Source organism: Luteolibacter sp., assembly GCF_058122085.1.
Genome location: NZ_JBIKBQ010000009.1, coordinates 31448 through 50440 on the forward strand (window position 1 = coordinate 31448; position 18993 = coordinate 50440).

An 18993-nucleotide genomic window follows, 5' to 3' on the forward strand; every position below is an offset into this window, starting at 1 on the left:
TGCATCACCGTGTCAGGTGATGGGTAGGAAAAAAATTCAGCGGACGAGCTCCCGATAAACGGCGAGAGTCGCACGGCACATCGCCTCCAGCGTGAACGGTGCGCCCACTGACAATGGCCGAGGGCAGGTTTGGATGATAGCTCGCGCGACTTCAACCAGCCGCACCCGGTCGCCCAAGGGCACGCGTCCAGCGGGGAAAAGGGTGCCGAGTAATTCACCGACGCCGCCACAATCGTAGCCGATGACCGGTTTCCCGAGGGCCATGGCCTCCAGCACGGTGCGACCGAATGATTCGGGCTGTTGGGAAAGCGCGCAAACGAGATCGCTTGCCGCCATCACTTCCCGGATGTCGGAGCGGTGGCCGAGGAAAGTGACATCATCGGCGATGCCGAGGGCTTGAACCACGGCGTGAAGCTCTTCTAGATAGGCGTGTTTTTTTTCATGGGTGTCCCCGGCGATGAGGCCGTGCACCGGAATTCCTTCGCGTTTCAAGGCGGCGATGAGGGTAAAAAAATCCTCGTGCCCCTTCAGCCGCGTGATCCGGCCGGGCAATAGCAACACACATTTACCCGCGAGGCCCGCTTGTTCGGAATACCAGCGGTCGAGCCATTCCGCAGGCGGCTGGAAATCCGCGCCGTAGTCACCCGGCTCGATGCCGCGCGGGATGACCCGGATGTTTTCCGCAGAAGTCTTTGGATAGTTTTCCAACACATGACGATGGATGCTTTCGGAAACGGCAATCACCCGCTCGCCTTTCGTCATGACGGCGGAGTAGGCGTTGACCGAATAAAAGCCGTGGACGGTGGTGATCAGGCGGGGGCGCGTGCGCCGATCCATGCTCTTCCACGCCAGCCATGCCAGCCATGCCGGGAGGCGCGAGCGGATGTGGATGATGTCGGGTTTTTCCGTGATGAAAAGTTTCCGCAGGCGGGGAATCTGGGCCAGCGAGGCGAGCGCCTTCCGGTGGACTGGCATCTGGATGTGGCGCGAACCGGCTTTTTCCAGATCCGCGACCTGCCGTCCGCCGTTGGAAATGACGAGGGATTGATGCCCTTCGCGGACCAGGTGCGCGGCGACTTCCAAGGTGCCGCGTTCGACGCCGCCGGCATTGAGCTCGGGGAGGATTTGGATGATTTTCATGGCGGCGGGCGCAGGGAAATAAAGGGGATGGCTTCACGCCGAGCGGCTTTGACCAAGGCCTTGGGTGCCGCGCTGGTCAGGATGTAATCGACCGGCAAGCCTGCGGCCAGATCGATCCCGGCGATGGATTTTTGAAACGTTTTGCGGTCCGCGATGGGCGGGGCGGTATGGATGATTGGCGAGCCGGGCAGCCAGGACGGCTTCTCCTGGCCGGGAGCCAGCACGATTTCGTAAATCACATCCGGGTGCGACCATTCCTCGGGCGGTCGCCAGGAAGCGGGAGCGCCCGCCAACCACAGCAGCGCGCGGTGCGGCTTGCCTTCGCCGCACGCGTCGGGTCCCAGCCAATCCCGGATCGTGCGGTTTTCGCGGATGTAAAGCTTCCACCGCTCCTGCAGCCAGAAGACATCCGTGGGGCTGGCACGCATCGCTTGCTCAAGCGCCGCCATGCAATCGGCCGTTTTCAAAGGGGGTCTCACCGGGTGATAGCGGACTCTCCATTTCCCCGGCGCATCGGTGCTCAGCGACATCGCGAGCACCTCGGCCTTGCTGCGGCGGGCCATCAGGCTGGGCACCGGGCTCGCCCGCGTGAGTCGGCCGAAAAACCGCACCAGCTCGCCCTGGTTACCGACGCGTTGGTCCGCGAGGATGCCGATCAGGCTGCCTTCGCGGAGAAATCCGGTGACGTGGTGGAGGCTGTCGCGCTTTGAGAAAAGACGGGTGCCGTCCGTCTCGCGCTGCGCCACCACCCGCGCGTTCATCAGGGGATTATTCAGCGGCCGGTAAAACGCGCCGATCTTGTGACCCTGTGGAAAAAGGCGGTTCATCCGGCTGAGGATTTCCCAGTTTCCCATGTGACAGGGTAGAAGCACCAGCCCCGCGCTGCCGGACATCGCGTTTTCGATGAGTTCCTGGTTTTCCACCGTCAGCATCGCATCGATCCGTTTGGCGGAAAGCCGCGCGGTGTGGGCGGTGGAAAACAAGTTCGCGCCGGTGCGGCGGATGGTTTCCTTGGCCATGCGCTGGAGCGTGGGGAGGTCGTATTCGCCATAAAACGCGATCCGTAGATTTCGCAAAACGATCTGCCGCCGCAGCGGCATGAAGTGCCAGGCGATGCCGCCGAGTATCTCGCCGATGCGGAACACCCACGAGCCCGGCAGCCGCCCCGCGATTTCCTCAACGCAGGCGTATGCCAGACACTCGGCCCGCCATTTCCAGCGCTTGGAATGATCTTGGGAATCAACCTTGAGCGGACCGATTTTGCTCATACTGGAGGCGGTAAAGATGGGCGTAGAGGCTGTTCGAGTCGCTGATGAGCGCATCGTGGGAACCACTGGCGACGAGGCGGCCGTTCTGCATCACATGGATGGTGCGGGCGTTGCGGATGGTGGAAAAACGGTGGGCGATGACGATGGTGGTGCGGCCTTGCATGAGGCGGTCGAAGGCGAGTTGAATTTGTTGTTCGGACTCGCTGTCGAGGGCGGAGGTTGCCTCGTCAAGGAGCAGGATGGGCGCGTTTTTCAAAAACGCGCGGGCGATCGAGATCCGCTGGCGCTGGCCACCGGAGAGGCTGCCGCCATTTTCACCCACTTCGGTGTCGTAGCCGAGCGGTTGCTCGAGGATGAAATCGTGGGCGAAGGCGTCGCGGGCCGCGGCTTCGATTTCCGCATCGGTCGCGTCCAGTCGGGCGAAGCGGATGTTGTTGCGGAGGGTGTCGGAGAACAGGAAAGTGTCCTGACTGACGAGGGACATGTGCTCCCGCAGCGAGGCGGTTTGCAGCTGCCGGATGTCCTGACCGTCGATTTCGATTTGGCCGCAATCACTTTCATAGAAGCGCTCGATGAGGTTGAGCACGGTGGATTTCCCGCTGCCGGACGGGCCGACGAGGGCGGTCACATAGCCGCCGGGGCAGGCGAGGGAAACGTCGTGGAGCACCGGCTGGCCGGGGCGATAGGAGAAACTGACGCCGCGGAGGTCGATGTCGCCGCGGGTGAGTTGGAGGGGTTTGGCGGTGGGCGCGTCCGGGATCGAGTGGTCGGCGTCGAGCACTTTATAAAGCATTTCCACGCCGACGAGTGAGCCGTGGAGGGTGACGTTCATTTTGGCGATCCGCTTGATCGGCTCGTAACAGAGCAGCAGCGCGGTGAGGAAGGCGATGAGCGAATCCCCGCTTTGGCCGTGGACCAGGTTGCGGTAACCGCCGTAGAAAACAATCGAGGCGACGGCGATTCCCCCCATGAATTCCATGGTCGGGCCGGTGCGGGCGGAGACGATGGCTTTCTTGTTGGAGAGTTTTTCGCCGTTGCGGATGGCCCCGTCAAAGCGACCGCGCATCGGGGTCTCCAGATTGTAGGATTTGATGAGCTTGCTGCCGATGATCGCCTCCTGAATGATGGCAATGACGCGGGCGAGGTTCTGGTATTGGGATCTGGAAAGTTTGCGGATGCGACTGATGATCGAGTTGAGAACCAAAAAGAGCGGGCCCAAGACGAAGAAGGCGGCGCAGGACAAGCGCCAGTCGAGGGTGAACATGGCGATCAACAGGGCGAGAGCGGTGAAGACATCCTGCACCCGCGTCATGAGCAGTTGCATCACGTTGCGGGCGGCGGTGGCCGCGTGGGAAACCCGGGTGATCAGGTCACTCGACGGAAAATGCACGAAAAACGCGAGCGACTGGTTGAGCAGGTGATTGGCGATGCGGCTCTGCTGGCGGGCGACGACGTTGTTGCCGATTTTGGCGAGGATCACCGAGGAGCCGTATTCGGAGAGCCCTTTCATCAGAAAAATGAGGACGATGGCGATGGAGACGCTGAGGATTTGAACCAAGCCGGGCTGCGATGACACGAAAAGGGAAGCGACGAAGCTGCTGAGCCGTTGGGTCCATTCGGCGACCAAGGGACTCCCGCCGCCCGTGGCGACCGACGTTTCTTTCAAGGCCTCGGCCGATCCAAAGACCACCGCGGTGACCTGTTTCATCATGAAGACCGACAAGGCCGTGGCCAGGGCGGTGCAGCCCATCAGAAGGAAAGCCAGCAGGTAGCGCCCGGTGTAGAGGTGGAAATTCTCGCGCAGAATCCTGGTAATGAGATTCCGGGTATTGGGATCGGCTAAAATCTTCGGTTTGGAATGGGACATGGCGGATGCGGCTGCACGTCAGCTTTTGCCAGTCACCTCTTGGAGCGCTTCTTCGAGCGCTTTCACCCGGGCGACGAGCTTCGGCAGGCGGCGGACGAGGGCTTGCAGTTTCATTTCCTCGCGGATCGGCAGGGCGGGTTTGCCGCCGTAAACCTCGTCGCCGGGAAGGTTGGTGGTGACTGCGGTGCGGGCGCTCAGCACGGCCTTGGAGCCGATCTTCACGTGGCCGGCGATGCCGACTTGGCCGGCGGCGGTGACGTAATCGCCGAGTTGCGAACTGCCGGAAATGCCGGTTTGGGAAATGATCAGGCAGTGTTTCCCGATCACGCAGTTGTGGCCGATCTGGACGAGATTGTCGATCTTGCTGCCTTCGCCGATGACGGTCTTGCCGAAGCGGGCGCGGTCGATGGTGGTGTTGGCCCCGATTTCCACATCGTCGCCGATTTCCACGATCCCGACTTGGTCGATTTTGACGTGGCGGCCTTCGTGAAATTCGTAGCCATAGCCGTCCGAACCGATGACGGCGCCGGGCTGGAGAATCACGCGGTCGCCCAGCACGCAGCGTTCGCGGATGCTCGCATTGGCCATGATGACGCAGTCTTTGCCGATGACCGCGTCTTCGGAAACGACGCTGTTCGGCCCGAGATCCGAGCCGTCGCCGACGACGGCTCCCGCCAAAACGACGGCTCCGGCCTGGACGCGGACTTTCGCGGGATCGAGCACGGCGGATGGATCGACGAAGGCCCGCGGGTGGATGCCAGGGGCGAACTGCCGGGTGGCTTCGGCGAAATGGCGGACCACCACGGCGAAGGCCAGCGATGGATTGTCCACGGCGATCAGCGCGGTGGCTTGCGGCCCGTCGGTCACGCCGCGTGAGACGATGACGGCGGCGGCGCGGGTTTGGAGAAACTGGCCGTGGTATTTCTCGTTGCCCAGGAAACTCACGTCATGGGGACCGGCGGCGTCGAGCGCGGCCATGCCGGTCAGAGACAAATCGAGCCCGCCCCGGACGATGTCACCATCGACCCAACGGGCGAGCTCGGAAAGCGTGAGGGCGAATGCCAACTCGGGAGTGGTCGGAGGTGTCCTCGGAATTACTCGGCAGGAGCTGGCACGGGTATTTCCGGCTTCGGATCGCCTGCGGCAGGAAGGGATTCGGCCGGCGCGTCCTTGTTGAGGTCTTTCAGGAGGCCGGCGGTGATGTCGGTGGCGTCCTTGGTGTAGAGGAGGAAGGGAACCTGCGAGGTGCTGAGGCCGGACTTGTCGAAGACGTAGTCGAAGTTATCGAGCTTGGCTTTTTCTTCCACCAGCTTGCGGATTTCCTCGAGGATGCCCTTCATGCGCTGGACCATTTTCTCGTTGAGCGCTTGGTTGCGGCGTTGGAGGAATTCGCGGCGCTCGCGGTCAAGGGCGATGCCTTCCTGTTGTTGCATCTGCCACTCCTTGAAGAGCGATTGCTTCTTCGAATCATTGAGGGAAGGGTCTTCAAGCTGCTTGCGGAGCTTGCCGAGGTTTTCCTCGAGTTCGCGGATGCGGGCGAGGCGCTCGTTGTTGTCCTTCTGGATGCGGGCGCGCTCCACGTTGATCTGCTTCTGGGCCTCGTTGGTGCGGTAGTATTGCTTGAAAAGCTCCTGCATATCCACCGTGGCGATGTTGAGCTTGCCGTCCTGGGCAACTGCCATGGTGGCGAACGATGCCGCGAAGGCGACGGCGAGAATGCGACGAATGAAGATCATTTGATAGATAAGTTGGGGTTCCAAAAGCGGAGTTCGTAGCGGAGCATGAACGAAAATTCCGGGGCGTCAACGCTCATCCGGCTGAGTTCCAGCGCGATGAATGAGGCGATTTGTCTAGGAATTATTTGTCGGAGCGTGACATGCGGAGGATCGCCCTTCCGCCAGCGTCGTGAAAATAGAGCAGGCCGTTAGCCTCCAGCTTGCAGGTTCTAACGGCCGCCAGGGCCTTGAAGAACGCGGTTTCCTGGCTCATCGTGGCGGAGGATATGCTTCCGGGGTCCTGTTGGCAGCTTTTTTTCTGGGTTTCGGGGTTTGAATCAGCGGGGGCGGAAACGGCTCGTCCGGGCGCGGTGCAGCGCTGTTTCTCAATGGTTCGCGGAATTGAGAATCCGGTCGATGAACTGCTGCATGCGCTGCAGCTTGTCCGCATCGATGAGCTGGCCGGAAACGGAGCTGCTCAGCCAGCTTTGGGCGATTTCCTCGGTTTTGCAGGACTTGCCGGCGGGGGCCACCTCGATGCGGGCGAGCTCGGAAAGCATGGCGGTCAGGGCGCGTTCACAGCCGTGGCGGATGTCGTCGTCGCCGGGCAGCGGGACCGGGGTCTGGCCGAGTTCGCCGAGGATTTGGGCGATCAGGGGAAAGCGGGCCATCGCCCGGTTGATCTCCTCTGCGGAGTGATTTCTAGCGGACGGGGAGGGCGGATTCACAGCGTGATTGGGTAGGGCGCTCATCGATTCGGGGTCACTATGTAGTGCCTGATTGTAAATTCCTAGTAACCATTTCGGCATTCTGCAGGCGGATCGCGGGAAAATCCTTACCCGGTCGCGTGATTGACGAGCCGCCGGGAGCGCCCGCAAATCGACCGACACGCTTGCTTGACGCCCGGCCCCGGGAGTGCGGAAACTACCAACCATGGCATGGAGGATTGAAGAAGCGGTCGCCCACGGCGAAATTGACAACACCGTCGAGGGTCGCACGACGGGCCGCGTCTGGCTGGCCGGCCGGGACGAACCGCTGATCCTCTCGCTCGACGGCGATTGCTGGCGGGATCTCGCCGGCACGCGGCTGCGGTTTGAAAACCCGGCGCCGAGGGCGGTGGCGGATTCGGACGCGCTGGACGTGGACCAGGCCGGAATCATCGGCGACATGACGGCCTCGCGGAAGAACAAGGTGCCGACGGTCAGCGAGGAGGAGTGCCACGAGCTTTATCAAAACCACCAGGACATTCCCCATGAGTGGCGGAACACGCTCTATCTGGAGTGGTTCAGCGAGATCAACGGGCGGGTGGTCATCGAGACCTCGGATTACGAGCTGACGATTTCCCCGCACGAGTGGGCGATGGACGAGGACGCGGAGGAGGCGCAAAAGCTGGCCAACCTCAACTCGATGCGCGATTTCATGGCGCAGGTGATCCGCCGCCCCGACTCGGACGGGCCGGAGCGGGAGGTTTGCGAGGAGCTCGATGAATTCGCCTGGGAGGAGCGGCTGAAGGAATCCGACCGGCTGACGGACGCCTATCAGGAAGTGCTGGAGAAATACATGGAGGACTCCGACAGCGAGCAGAAGGAGGCGTTCGTGATGGGCTGGGACGGCCTCCTCGACGCGCTCGCCGAGCGCGACGAGGCGGGCGAGGAGGATTTCCCGGGCGGCGGGATGAGCTACGGGGCGATGGAGGACATGGCTCTGGATTTCGATGACGACGAGGATGATTTCAGGGACCCGGACGACGAGTCGTTCGATGATGAAGAGGACCACCCGCTGCAAGTGAAAGCCCAGGAACTCGCGATGCGGGCGATGGACGTGATCGAGCGCGACGCGGGGCCCGGCACGCCTTCCTATCAGCTGATCACCAATCTCCTGCAAGTGAGCGGCAAGCTCGCCGGCGCGCTCTACGGCAGCGGGAGCGGCTACCAGCCGGAGACCGGCTTCGTGCTGGCGGTGCTGAAACGCTGCCTGAACTGGCTCAACGAAGCGGTCGGCGCTTGCCAGCGGCTGATGGAGTTGGAACGCGATCCTGACCAGCGGGCCGCCCTCGAACACATCCGCTGCTCGGCGTTTGAAATCCGCGACGGCATCGTGGAACTCCGCCGGGAGTTGAAGTAGGTTTAGCGCCGCAGCTTGCGGGTGATCATCCCGAGGGCCTCCTCGGCTTCCGTCACGCGCAGGATTTTCGCCGCGAGGAAATAGACTCCCGCCGCCGCGACGATGGTCGCGCCGAGGTAAGCCCCCTTGAGCAAGAACAGCGTCGCCGCCAGGTCCCGGAACAGGAAGCGGTTGGCCAACACGCAGACACCCGCCATCAGCGCGCCCGCCGCCACGAGTTTTCCCAACAGGACAAGCAGCGCTCCGGTCCCGAGGTCGCCCGCGAATTTCCGCATGGCGAGGAACAGCAGCAGGAAATTCACTGAGGCGGTGATGCTCGTCGTTAGAGCGAGCGACTCATGGCCCCATTTCATGACGAAGACGAAGAAGTAGTTGAACCCGAGGTTGAGCCCGAGCGCGAAAAGACTGACCATCATCGGGAACCAGCGCTTGTCGATGGCGTAGAACGCGGGCTGCAAGACCTTGAGCCAGGCGTAAAACAACAAGCCGTAGCCGTAAGCCCGCAGCGCTCCCGCCGTCTGCAAGCGGTCCACCGCGTCGAACGCGCCGCGCTCGTAAAGCAGGCTTACGATCGGCTCCGCCAGCAACACCAGCCCAAGCGTGGAGGGCAGCACGAGGAAGGCCACCAGCCGCAGCCCCTTCGCCAGCGTCGGCCGGAAGTCCGCGCCGATCCCGCCCACCGCCGCACGTGAAAGCGCGGGCAGCGTGACAGTCGCCACCGCCACGCCAAACACGCCGATGGGCAGCTGCATCAGCCGGAAGGCGTAGCTCAGCCAGCTCACCGCGCCTTCGCCGACGCCGTAGGCGAACATCGCGTTCACCACCACGTTGATCTGCACCACCGAGGCCGCGATCACCGCCGGACCCATCAGTTTCAAAATCTGCCGGACGCCGGAATCCCTCCAGTTGAAATCCGCCGCAAACCGGTAACCGACCGCCTTCAGGGCGGGTAACTGGCAGACGAGCTGCGCCAGCCCGCCGATCACCACGCCGATGGAGAAACCGACGAGACTCCGCGGTCCCCACGCCGGGTCCATCCAGTAACCGAACGCCGCGCCGCCGATCATCGAGCCGAGATTGAAGAAGCACGACGACAGCGCCGGCATGCCGAAGACGTTTCTCGCGTTGAGCATGCCCATCACCAGCGCCGCCAGCGAGACCAGCAGGATGAAAGGATACATCACGCGGACCATCGTCACCGTCAGCGCGATTTCCGCCGGATTATAGACCCGAGGCGACGAGCCGCCGCGCGAGAGGGATGTCAGCAGATCGACGATCCACGGCGCGGCCAGAATGCCCAGCAGCGTCACGCCACTCATGAAAACCGCCGCCAGCGTCATCATCTTGTTGGCCAGCGCCCACGCGGAACCCTCGCCGTCGGTTTTAAGGCGTTTGGAAAACGTCGTCACGAACGCCTGCGACAGCGCGCCTTCCGCGAACAAATCCCGCAGCAGGTTCGGCACCTTGAAGGCCAGATAGAAGCAGTCCATCCACTTGCTGCCGCCGAAGAGCCCGGCGAACATCATTTCCCGCGCCAGCCCGAGCACCCGGCTCGCCATCACGGCGGCGCTGACTTTCCAAGTGGCTTTGGCGGACATCAGGGGAGCAGCCGCTCGCTGCTGATTTCCACCTTCATCACGGCATGGCCGCCGGGCGGGAGGGTGGTTTGATTTTTGCCGACGTTGCCGGATTCCACGCAGACCATTTGCGGATATTCGTCGTCGCCGAAGTCGGGCATGCGCTTGGATTTGTCGATCCACGGGTTCCAGACGACAGTGGAGTTCGAGCCGGACTTCGCGATCCGGATCTTGCGGCCGAAGCCGGGGTCTTCGATCTCGGTGGTGGCGGTGGTGTCGAAATAGACGCGGTCCACCTCGCTGCTGATCCGGATGGCGGCGGCGGTTTCCGTCTCGGTGGTGCAGGCGACCTTGTCCTGATAGCGGGTGCCAGCCAGCCCGGTGATGGAAATGGCGTCGATGCCGCTGATCTGGAAATAGGTGTGCAGGCAGGTCTCGAAGGTCGCGTCCCGGTCGCCGGTATTTCCGACGCCCAGCTCCAGCGTCAGGCTCTCCGCGACGGTGACGACATACTCGACCTGGAAGTTCTCCGCGCCGGGCAGGATGAAGCGCAGTCTCACCGCGCCGTCAGGGAGCGGCGAGGCTTCCTCGAGCTCCCACGCCGTGATGCGGGCGAAGCCGTGGGCGGGCAATCCTTCGCGCCCGCCGAACCAGGGGAAAATAACCGGGACACCGCCGCGGATCGGTTTGTCGCAGGCGAAGTCGCTGGCCGCGCTCATGAAGAGCAGCGGGGGTTCGCCCTTCTTCTGAAATCCGGTGACGTGCGCGCCGTGCAGATAGATTTCCGCCCGGCTCCAGGCGGTTTCGACGACGACTTTCGGCAACCCGCCTTCGCCTATGGCGAGGCTCACGTGTCCGGGGATTTCCAAATTCTTCGGGTCGCTCATGGAGGTGTTATTTTTTCTTTCGCAGGAAGGGCGGGAGATCGAGGTCCTCGCCTTCGAAGACGTTGGGTGTCTCGCCCTCGAAACGGCCGCGGGGAGCGGAGTCGAGCGAGAGTTCGCTTTGCGGGCCGGAGGATTTGATGCCGAGCTTGAGCTTCGGCGGCTCGGAATCGGTCGCCGCGGCTTCCCCGGTATCCGTGGTTTCTATTGGTTCGGGGTCGGGTTCGCTTGCTGCAGCATAGACCTCCGGTTCCTTTTCCGGGAGGAGTGGCGCTGCCTCCTCCGCTTCAGGCTCGGTGAACGTGAAGGCGGCCATGTGCCGCTCGGGTGCGGATTTCGCCGGCTCCGGGGCGGCGATTTCGGGTTCGGCGAAAGGGCGCTCATTGTCGAAGAGCGAGGGTGCGGCGGCAGCGGCGATGTCGGCCCCGGCCTTGCCGAGCTTGGAGAGCGGGGAAACGGGCGGGGCTTCCAGGACGGGTTCCGGCGCGACTAACGGTTCCGGCGCGGCGACGATTTCCGCAGCCTTGACGGGCGGCGGGGTGAATCCCTGGCTCGGATCGAGAATGGGGTATTCCTGCGAGTGCTGGCTGAGGGATTCCCGCGGGGCTATCGAGAGCGAATCCTCGGGAAGCGCGCTGATGAGGGTGATGGAAAGCGAGTCGCCCATCGCCGGATCGATGGCCGCGCCGAAGAGGACGTGGGCATTTTCCGGGACGAATTTCTGCAAGCGCTGCATCAGGAGCTCGATCTCGAACAGCGTGAGATCCTCGCCGCCGGAGAGGTGGACGAGCACGGTCTGGGCGTCCTTGAGCAGCGCGCCCTGGTCTAGCAGCGGGCTGTTGAGCGCGTTCTTCAAGGCCTTGGCGGCGCGGTCCTTGCCATCGGCGAGGCCGGAGCCGAAGAGGCAGCGGGAACGGTTCGTGCGCAGCGCGCTCACGAGTTCGTCCAGCCCGACATTGATCAAGCCGGGACGGACGACGAGGCGGATGACGGCTTTGATCGACTCACAGATCATGTGGTCGGCGGCGGAGAAGGCCTCGTGGATGCCTTGCTTGGCGAGGACGAGCTCGCCCATGCGGTTGTTGTCGAAGGTGACCAGCGCGTTGGATAGAACGGCGAGTTCGTTGAGCGCGGTCTCCGCTTGGTCGCGCCGGCGCTTGCCCTCGAAGGCGAACGGCATGGTGGCGAAAACCACGACGAAGGCCCCTTCCTCGCGGGCGATGCGGGTGACGATGGGCGCCGCGCCGGAGCCGGTGCCGCCGCCCAGACCGGTGCAGAGGAAGACAATCCGGCGGTCCTTGATCGAGGCGCGAATCTGGTCTTCCGCCTCCATCACCGCTTGGTGGCCGAGCTCGGGATCGCCACCGGAGCCAAGGCCTTTTGTCAGGTTCACGCCGAGCTGGATTTTTTCCAGGGCAAGGCAGGCGGAGAGCGTCCGGAGGTCGGTGTTGAGGGCCAGCAACTCGGAGCCGTCCATGCCGTCGAGCGCGACGCGCTCCAACATGTTAGCACCGGCGCCGCCGAGGCCGATGATTTTCACGGAAGAAGCGGGAATCGTTTGCTTGGGATCGCGAGTGTAGGAGATCATGATGAATGTGAGAGTTAGATTCTTATTTTCCAAACGGCCAGAACATGCGGCCGACTTTTCCAAATATGCCGGGTGGTCTCGCCCGCTCGGTTTCGAGAATCTGCGCGTAGCGGATCAAGCCGATCGCCGTGGCGTAGTGGGGGTCCTTGAAATTCGCCTGAACCCCGCTGGCTTCCGGCGGATCAGGGCGGTAGATGTCGCGGCCGAAGACTTCGAAGGCGAGCTCGCTGAAGCCGCGCATCAGGCTGGTGCCGCCGGTGAGGAAGACGCCGGCTCCGATGAACTGGACCGACCCGGGGGGCAGCCGGTCGCGCACGAGCTTGAGCGTTTCTTCGAGCCGCTGGCGGATGACTTCATTCAGGATGCTGCGGCCGACCTCGACTTCGGCGAAGCCGCGGTCATCGGTTAGTTTGGCGGTGCCGACCGAGCGGACGGGATCGGCCGAGGCGTCGCCTTCCATGATTTTCAGCCGGTCCGCCTTGGAAAACGGCAGGCCGGTGACGAGGTGGATGTCGTTGGTGACGTGGTCGCCGCCGACGGGAATGCAGCCGGACGCGGCGATGGCCCCGTTCAGATAGAGCGCGTAGTCGGTGGTGCCGCCGCCGATGTCGATGACCAGCGCGCCGCGCTCGCGTTGCTCGCGGTCGAGCGCCATCTGGGCGGTGGCGATGGGCGAGAAGACGATGTCATCGACCTCCAGCGGCATTTCCCGGACGAGCTTGATGCTGTTCTGGATGCGGTTGCCGATGCCGTGGACGACGTGGAAATCCGCCTCGACCGTCTTGCCGAAGAGGCCGACCGGAGTGGTGGAGTGTTCGAGGCCGTCGAGCCAGTAGTTCCGGATGATCGGGTGCAGATAGACGTGGTCCTGCGGGATGTGGACCTCGCGGGCGATGGTGCGCGCCTCCTCGACGTGCTCGGGTGCCACGGTCGGCTCGCCGTCTGGCAGACGGAAGGTGCCGCGGTTGTTGACGCCCTGGATGTGGGAGCCGGTAACGGCTAGAAACACGCTGCAGATTTCCACGTCGCTGGCGTCCTCCGCCTTTGCGATCGCGTCCTTGAGACAGGCGCGGGCCTGGGCGAAATCATAAATCTCGCCCTTGCGGACGCCGGCGGTCTTGGTGACGCCGATGCCGAGAATCTTGACGGCGCTGTCCGCCTTCACCTCGCCGACGACGACGCAGGTCTTGCTGGTGCCGATTTCGAGTCCGACGTGAATTTTGGTGCGACGTGCCATGGGGTTGGGAAGCTATCAGTTGCGATTGAGAAGGGTGCTGAGATCGCGGGCGCGGCGGTCTTCGCGAATTTCCGCGGGGCCCGGCTCGGGGACGGGGATGGCGCGCGGAGCGGCCGCTTCGTCGCGCAGGGTAATCGGAATATTGCGTTTGGGAATGAGATTGATCGTGCTGATCGAGTAGCCCTTTTGACTCGAATGATCCATCGCCGCGCGGAGGCTGCGGATTTGCCGCTCGTGATCGCCGAGTCCGAAGATCGCCGCCGTGCCTTGGCGGGTGACGAGCTGCAAGGACCACTCGTTGACCTGCTGAACCGATTCGATCCAATGCACGGCCTCCGGATCGGCGTCGCGGGCGGAGTCCAGCAAGCGGAAACAATGGGCCAGCTCCGGGTGGTCGAGATGCCTACCGGCGGTGACGGGACTTTTTTCAGACACGGGAAGCTGGATGGTCGGGAGCTTCATCGCGGACTCCAATTGGAGTTCGGGGCAGGGGTAGGCGACGCCGTCCTGGCCCACCAGCATCGCTCCCGCGCGGCGCACTTCGGATAGACCGGCTTCCGGGCAGGAAACCCATGCCCGAGGGCTCCGGGGAACCACGCGCACCATCAGCGTGCCGGGCAGATGGCGTTCCGCCCGAGCATCGGCGATGGCGGGCAGGGCTTTCAATTTGGCGGTCACCATTTCCACATCGATGTCGAAAAGGCTGGCGGTCAGGTCGATTCCAGCGGCTTCCGCGATGCCGGCTTCGTCGATGACCGGATTGGCGTTCAGGTCGATGACTTGCAGGCGGAAATCGGGGTTTTTGTAGAACGCGCGCTGGATTCCCTGCCAGACGCCCCAGCCGATGCCGGTGGTCACGGCGAGAATACAGGCGAGCTTGACCAGCTTGCCGGCGCAGCTGAGGAAGCCGAGCCAGGCGATGCGCGGGGACATGACGCGGACTTCGAGCACTTGCGGGCGCGAGCGGTTAGGTTTTGTGGTGCGGCGTCTGGACATGTCAGGAACGGAGTTTGAGTGACAGCTCGGCGATGGTTTTACACAACTCGGGGAAGGAAATGCCGATGGCGTCGGCGGCCTTGGGCAGCAGACTGGTTTCCGTCATGCCGGGAATCGTGTTGGCTTCGAGGACGAAGGGACGGTTTTGGGAATCCAGCAGAACATCGACGCGGGAATAAATTTCCACGCCGAGCGAGCGGTGCGCGGCCACGGCGGCGGCCTGGACGGCCATGGTGGTTTCCAAATCCAGATCCGCCGGGCAGAAATACTCGCTGCCCTGCGCGCCGCTGAGCCACGGATATTTGCTGGCCATGTCATAGACGCCGCCGGGCGGGGCGATGTGGACAATCGGCAGCGCGCCGCCGTCCAGGATGCCGACGGTAAGTTCCATTCCTTCGATAAATTCCTCTACCAGAACCTCGCTGTATTTTTCCGCTGCTTTCAAAAGCGCGGCGGGGACATCGTCCTGCAGCTTGACGATCTGGATGCCGACGCTGGAGCCTTCGAGCGGCGGCTTGATCACGAGCGGGGCCTGGATGGTGAGATCCGGAACCATGCCGGGGCTGAGGGAAACCGTCTCCGAGCGCGCGGTGGGGACTCCGGCGGCGAGGAATTTCTCCTTCGCCCGGGATTTGTGAATGGCGAGCTTGCTGCTGGCGGCGCCGGCGCCGGTGTAGGGGACGCCGAGTTTTTCGAGCGCGTCCTGAAGCTGCCCGTCCTCGCCGAAGGTGCCGTGGATGACGTTGAAGGCAAGGTCCGTGCCTTCGGGCAGGTCGATTTGAGTGGTGGTGACATCGACTGCCACCGCATCAAGTCCGAGTCCTAGCAGCGCCTTGAGCACGGCTCTTCCAGAAGCGAGCGAAACCTCGCGCTCCGATCCCGGACCGCCCATCAGGACTGCGATTTTTTTTCCGCTCAGCATTTTCGTTTTGAGGTTAGAATGAAGGTTCGTCGTCGCCGAGGATTTTGATTTCCGTTTCCAGCTCCACGCTGCGCTCGGTGCGGGCTCTTTCCTGGATGAACTCGATGAGTGTCAGGATTTCAAGGGCGGTCGCGCCGCCCTGGTTGACGACGAAATTCCCGTGGACCTCGGAAACCGCCGCGTGGCCGCAGGTGGTGCCTTTGAGTCCGAGCGAATCGATGACGCGGCCAGCCGGGACTTCTTCGGGATTTCTGAAGGTGCAGCCGGCGGAGGCGGCGATGGGTTGCGAGGTCTTGCGTTTCTCGCGCGACGCGTCCCAGCGCTCTTTGATGTTAGCGGCGCTGTCGTTCTTGCCCTTGAAGACGGCTTGCAGGGCGAAATTCCGCCGGAGTTCGGCGACGTTGCGGTAGCTGGCGACGATTTCATCGCGCTCGCGGGTGCGGATGACGCCGTCCTCGTCGAGGAAGGTGACGCGCACGACTTGGTCGAAGGTCTCGATGCCCATCGCGCCGGCATTCATGCGCAACGCGCCGCCGACGTTGCCGGGGATGCCTTCCATCCACTCGAAGCCGCCGATGCCGCTGCCGCCGGCCACACTGGCGAGTTTCTTCAAGCGTACTCCAGCGCCCGCAGTGACATGGCCGCGGCCATCGACGGTGACTTCGGAAAACACGCCGCCGGTCGGATGGATGACCGCGCCGCGGATGCCGCCGTCGCGGACTAGCAGATTCGAGCCGCGGCCGACGACGCGCACCGGGATGCCGCGCTCGCGGCAGTAATCGACGAGGAAGGCGAAGCCGTAGAAGCTGTGCGGCTCGATCCAGTATTGCGCCGGGCCGCCGACTAACAAAGTCGTGTGGCGGCTCATCGGCTCGTAGAGTCTGCCGTCGATCTCGCCGGGCGGCATGAGCGCGCGCATTTCCTCGAGGATCTTGAGGTCGGCGGCGATGCGGGTGCCGGCTTCGTGGACGTTTCCCGCGCCGAGCGTGATGAGAAGATCTCCGGACTGAAGCGCGTGGCCGATTTCGTGGTGGGCGGTGGCGAGGTCCGGCAGATAGGTGGCGGGGATGTCGCCGTGGACTTTCATCGCATCGACCAAGGTTTGGCCGGAAATGCCTTTGATCGGTTTTTCCGAGGCGGCGTAAACGTCGGTGATGAAGACGACATCGGCCTCTTGCAGGACTTTGCCGAAATCGTCGGCGAGCGCCTGGGTGCGGGTGTAGCGGTGCGGCTGGAAAAAGACGACGAGCCGCTTCGACTTGAGCGAGCGGGCGGTCTGCAGCGTGGCGGCGAGCTCGGACGGATGGTGGCCGTAGTCGTCGATGATCCGATAGTTCGTGGAGAGGTATTTGGTTTCGAAGCGGCGCTTGGCCCCGGCGAAGGTGGCGAGCGCGCGGGCGACGAGCGCGAATTCCGCGCCGCAACTATCCGCCAGCGCGATGGCGGCGAGGGCGTTGAGGACGTTGTGGTTTCCGGGGATGCCGAGCTCGACGTCGCCGAGGGCCTCGCCGTTTTTCTTCACGGTGAAAGCGGAGGAGCCCTTGAGATCGCGCAGATCGGTGGCGGTGTAATCGGCGTCTTCCCAGCCGTAGGAAACGCCGTTTTCGCGGCCGGAGCAGACTTCGAGCGCGACCGGATCCTCAGCGCAGTAAACGAGTTTCCCGGTCGTCTGGTCGGCGAGCTTGGTGAAGACTTCCTTGATGTGGTCGATGTCCCGATAGAAATCGAGATGCTCGGCCTCGATGTTGAGGATGACCGCGTGTTCCGGCCGATAGAGGGCGAGCGTGCCGTCGCTTTCATCGCCTTCCGCGACCATGTGGTCGCCGTCCTCCGACCATTTCGCGTTCGCGCCGAGGATCGGGATTTCCGCGCCGACGTAGTGGCTGGGTTTCTGGCCGGCCTCGCGGAGGACGTGGGCGGTCATCGAGGAAGTGGTCGTTTTCCCGTGGGTGCCGGAAATGATGATGCCTTTTTTGGTGTGGAGAATGGCGGCCAGGCACTCGGCGCGGCGGTAAAGCGGCGTCTTCGCTTTCTTGGCGGCGGCGTAGGCGGGATTGGCCGGTTTGATGGCGGAGGAATAAACGACCATGTCCACCTTCTTCACGGCGGCGGCGCTGGGCGGGGATGAGAAAATCAGACCGACGCCTTGCATTCGCTCGGTTTCCGCGGTGGTGACTTTGTCCGAGCCGCTGACCTTGTGACCCATGCCTAGCAGCAGCAAAGCAAGCCCGCTCATGCCGGATCCCGCCACGCCGATGAGGTGGATCTGGAGCGGAGTGCTCCGGTCGGTGAGGCGTTGGCTGAGTTCGATCATGATGGCGTGAGAGTGGCTTCGATGGCGGCGCACACCCGGTCCGCGGCGTCCGGGACGGCGAGTTCGCGGGCCGCTTTTGCCATGCGCTTGTAAGTTGGCAAGCCTTGCAGGATGGAAGTCGCCAGAGAAGCGAGTTTTTCCGCGTCGAGGTCGCGCTCCTGAATGAGGATGGCGGCTCCGGCTTCGGCGAAGACCTCGGCGTTCCGCGTCTGGTGGTCGTCGGCGGCGTAAGGGTAGGGGACTAAAATCGACGGGTGGCCGGCGATGGCGATTTCCGTCAAACTCGACGCCCCGGACCGCGCGATGACCAGATCCGCGACGGCGTAGGCGGACGGCATCTGGTCACAGAAACCGAGCACTTCGTAGCCTGCGCGGCCGGTGGTGATTTCGCAAACCCGCTGGAAATCCAGTGCGCCGGCGATGTGGAGCACCTGCGTTTCCGGTGGCAAGCTCGCCGCGGCCTGCGCGCTCAACTCATTTAGCCGCCGTGCGCCCTGGCTACCGCCGGTCACCACGATGGTCGGCCGCGCGGGATCGAGTCCGAAGAGTGCCGCCGCGTCCTCGCGGGGTGGCAAGTTGGTGATTTCCGGGCGGACCGGAGTGCCGGTGGTGACGGTTTCGCGGTTGGGGAAAAATTCCTTCGCGGCATCCAGCCCGAGGAAAACGCGGGTGCAGAAGCGGCTGGTCATCACGTTCGCGCGGCCGGGGCGGGCGTTTGAATCGTGGATGAAGGTTTTCAGCCCGAGCTTGTGCCCGGCATAGACCGGCGGCAACGAAGTGAAACCGCCCATCCCGAGCACCGCGTCTGCCTGGAACTCGCGGATGATCGCCTTGCACTGGCCGATCGAGCCCCAGAGTTTCCACAAAAACGGCAGCATCCGCGGCGAGAGCGTCGGCGGCTTGGCCACGGCGGGCACGGTTTTGAAACGAAGGTGCGTGTATTTCGCCGAGGCCTCGGAATCGACCTTCTTTTCCGAGATCAGCAGCATCACCTCGTGGCCGCGCGCGCGCAGCGCTTCTCCCACGGCGATTCCGGGAAACAAGTGGCCGCCGGTGCCGCCACAGGCGATGAGGATTTTCAGGGATTTGGACACGGATGAGAGAATGAAAAAGCGTAAAAAAGGCCGCTGGAAACTCATTTCCCGCACGCTTTCGGGCAAACTAAGCAAATCCTAATTATCCGGCAATCCCCAAAACTTCCGAAATTCGGGAAATACCCGACAAGCCCGCCGCCGGGTCGTTTGTAATGACGAGCGCCCCGCGACCTTGACAGCATGATCCCGCGGAATGCAGATTAAGCTGTCATGCGCGCGGATGAAGCCCGCTGGCTTCCCGCTCCATCTCTCCCACCATTTCATGAA

The 18993-nt window shown here is 63.2% G+C and carries 16 protein-coding genes; 1 reads left to right on the forward strand and 15 read right to left on the reverse strand.

Features of this window, described 5'->3' with window-relative positions:
* Nucleotides 1–36 precede the first annotated feature (36 nt).
* The 7 genes from AC4DF4_RS02615 to AC4DF4_RS02645 form a co-directional block, all read right to left on the reverse strand.
* The gene (locus AC4DF4_RS02615) at nt 37–1140 is read right to left on the reverse strand and encodes a glycosyltransferase family 4 protein (protein ID WP_490046556.1); all 1104 of its coding nucleotides are present in this window, start codon (nt 1138–1140) and stop codon (nt 37–39) included.
* Nucleotides 1137–2408: a lysophospholipid acyltransferase family protein gene (locus tag AC4DF4_RS02620; RefSeq protein ID WP_490046557.1), complete on the reverse strand. Its 1272-nt coding sequence runs from the start codon at nt 2406–2408 to the stop codon at nt 1137–1139. Before AC4DF4_RS02620 ends, AC4DF4_RS02615 begins: the two co-directional genes overlap by 4 nt.
* A complete protein-coding gene (locus tag AC4DF4_RS02625) occupies nt 2380–4275 on the reverse strand; it encodes an ABC transporter ATP-binding protein (protein WP_490046558.1) in 1896 nt (631 codons plus the stop codon). The genes AC4DF4_RS02620 and AC4DF4_RS02625 overlap by 29 nt, the downstream gene beginning before the upstream one ends.
* Before the next feature lie 18 nt (nt 4276–4293).
* Nucleotides 4294–5340 carry a UDP-3-O-(3-hydroxymyristoyl)glucosamine N-acyltransferase gene (gene lpxD / locus AC4DF4_RS02630; RefSeq protein WP_490046559.1) on the reverse strand — a complete coding sequence of 349 codons (1047 nt, stop codon included), beginning with the start codon at nt 5338–5340 and terminating at the stop codon, nt 4294–4296.
* A 29-nt stretch (nt 5341–5369) separates the two neighbouring features.
* Entirely contained in the window at nt 5370–6011 is a 642-nt protein-coding gene (locus AC4DF4_RS02635; protein WP_490046560.1) for an OmpH/Skp family outer membrane protein, read from the reverse strand.
* 121 nt (nt 6012–6132) lie between these two features.
* Complete coding sequence (locus AC4DF4_RS02640) at nt 6133–6264, reverse strand: hypothetical protein (RefSeq protein WP_490046561.1); 132 nt, start codon at nt 6262–6264, stop codon at nt 6133–6135.
* A gap of 112 nt (nt 6265–6376) precedes the next feature.
* Nucleotides 6377–6718 (reverse strand): hypothetical protein, encoded by a 342-nt coding sequence (locus AC4DF4_RS02645; RefSeq protein ID WP_490046562.1) that lies wholly within the window; start codon nt 6716–6718, stop codon nt 6377–6379.
* A gap of 205 nt (nt 6719–6923) precedes the next feature.
* On the opposite strand from AC4DF4_RS02645, the gene AC4DF4_RS02650 reads away from it, so the two are divergent.
* A complete protein-coding gene (locus AC4DF4_RS02650) occupies nt 6924–8114 on the forward strand; it encodes a hypothetical protein (protein ID WP_490046563.1) in 1191 nt (396 codons plus the stop codon).
* 2 nt (nt 8115–8116) lie between these two features.
* Here the strand turns inward: AC4DF4_RS02650 and murJ are convergent, their stop codons facing one another.
* From murJ to murG, 8 genes are read right to left on the reverse strand one after another with little or no spacing between them, the layout of a single operon-like run.
* A complete protein-coding gene (gene murJ, locus AC4DF4_RS02655) occupies nt 8117–9712 on the reverse strand; it encodes a murein biosynthesis integral membrane protein MurJ (protein WP_490046564.1) in 1596 nt (531 codons plus the stop codon).
* Nucleotides 9712–10578 (reverse strand): D-hexose-6-phosphate mutarotase, encoded by an 867-nt coding sequence (locus tag AC4DF4_RS02660; protein ID WP_490046565.1) that lies wholly within the window; start codon nt 10576–10578, stop codon nt 9712–9714. The genes murJ and AC4DF4_RS02660 overlap by 1 nt, the downstream gene beginning before the upstream one ends.
* Nucleotides 10579–10585: 7 nt before the next feature.
* Complete coding sequence (locus AC4DF4_RS02665; protein WP_490046566.1) at nt 10586–12163, reverse strand: cell division protein FtsZ; 1578 nt, start codon at nt 12161–12163, stop codon at nt 10586–10588.
* Between the two features lie 22 nt (nt 12164–12185).
* On the reverse strand, nt 12186–13400 hold the full coding sequence (ftsA, locus tag AC4DF4_RS02670; protein WP_490046567.1) for a cell division protein FtsA: 1215 nt from the start codon (nt 13398–13400) through the stop codon (nt 12186–12188).
* A gap of 15 nt (nt 13401–13415) precedes the next feature.
* The gene (locus AC4DF4_RS02675; protein ID WP_490046568.1) at nt 13416–14396 is read right to left on the reverse strand and encodes a cell division protein FtsQ/DivIB; all 981 of its coding nucleotides are present in this window, start codon (nt 14394–14396) and stop codon (nt 13416–13418) included.
* A gap of 1 nt (nt 14397) precedes the next feature.
* Nucleotides 14398–15318, reverse strand: coding sequence for a D-alanine--D-alanine ligase (locus AC4DF4_RS02680; protein WP_490046569.1), 921 nt, complete (start codon nt 15316–15318; stop codon nt 14398–14400).
* A gap of 13 nt (nt 15319–15331) precedes the next feature.
* A complete protein-coding gene (gene murC / locus AC4DF4_RS02685; protein WP_490046570.1) occupies nt 15332–17632 on the reverse strand; it encodes a UDP-N-acetylmuramate--L-alanine ligase in 2301 nt (766 codons plus the stop codon).
* Complete coding sequence (murG, locus tag AC4DF4_RS02690; RefSeq protein WP_490046571.1) at nt 17629–18726, reverse strand: undecaprenyldiphospho-muramoylpentapeptide beta-N-acetylglucosaminyltransferase; 1098 nt, start codon at nt 18724–18726, stop codon at nt 17629–17631. The genes murC and murG overlap by 4 nt, the downstream gene beginning before the upstream one ends.
* Nucleotides 18727–18993: the final 267 nt, after the last annotated feature.

Coding starts and splice junctions, on each gene's coding strand:
- ftsA (WP_490046567.1), bottom strand. CDS start 13,400: ATGGCACGTCGCACCAAAATTCACGTCGGACTCGAAATCGGCACCAGC.
- AC4DF4_RS02665 (WP_490046566.1), bottom strand. CDS start 12,163: ATGATCTCCTACACTCGCGATCCCAAGCAAACGATTCCCGCTTCTTCC.
- AC4DF4_RS02660 (WP_490046565.1), bottom strand. CDS start 10,578: ATGAGCGACCCGAAGAATTTGGAAATCCCCGGACACGTGAGCCTCGCC.
- AC4DF4_RS02625 (WP_490046558.1), bottom strand. CDS start 4,275: ATGTCCCATTCCAAACCGAAGATTTTAGCCGATCCCAATACCCGGAAT.
- AC4DF4_RS02650 (WP_490046563.1), top strand. CDS start 6,924: ATGGCATGGAGGATTGAAGAAGCGGTCGCCCACGGCGAAATTGACAAC.
- AC4DF4_RS02640 (WP_490046561.1), bottom strand. CDS start 6,264: ATGAGCCAGGAAACCGCGTTCTTCAAGGCCCTGGCGGCCGTTAGAACC.
- AC4DF4_RS02675 (WP_490046568.1), bottom strand. CDS start 14,396: ATGTCCAGACGCCGCACCACAAAACCTAACCGCTCGCGCCCGCAAGTG.
- AC4DF4_RS02635 (WP_490046560.1), bottom strand. CDS start 6,011: ATGATCTTCATTCGTCGCATTCTCGCCGTCGCCTTCGCGGCATCGTTC.
- murJ (WP_490046564.1), bottom strand. CDS start 9,712: ATGTCCGCCAAAGCCACTTGGAAAGTCAGCGCCGCCGTGATGGCGAGC.
- murC (WP_490046570.1), bottom strand. CDS start 17,632: ATGATCGAACTCAGCCAACGCCTCACCGACCGGAGCACTCCGCTCCAG.
- AC4DF4_RS02680 (WP_490046569.1), bottom strand. CDS start 15,318: ATGCTGAGCGGAAAAAAAATCGCAGTCCTGATGGGCGGTCCGGGATCG.
- AC4DF4_RS02615 (WP_490046556.1), bottom strand. CDS start 1,140: ATGAAAATCATCCAAATCCTCCCCGAGCTCAATGCCGGCGGCGTCGAA.
- AC4DF4_RS02620 (WP_490046557.1), bottom strand. CDS start 2,408: ATGAGCAAAATCGGTCCGCTCAAGGTTGATTCCCAAGATCATTCCAAG.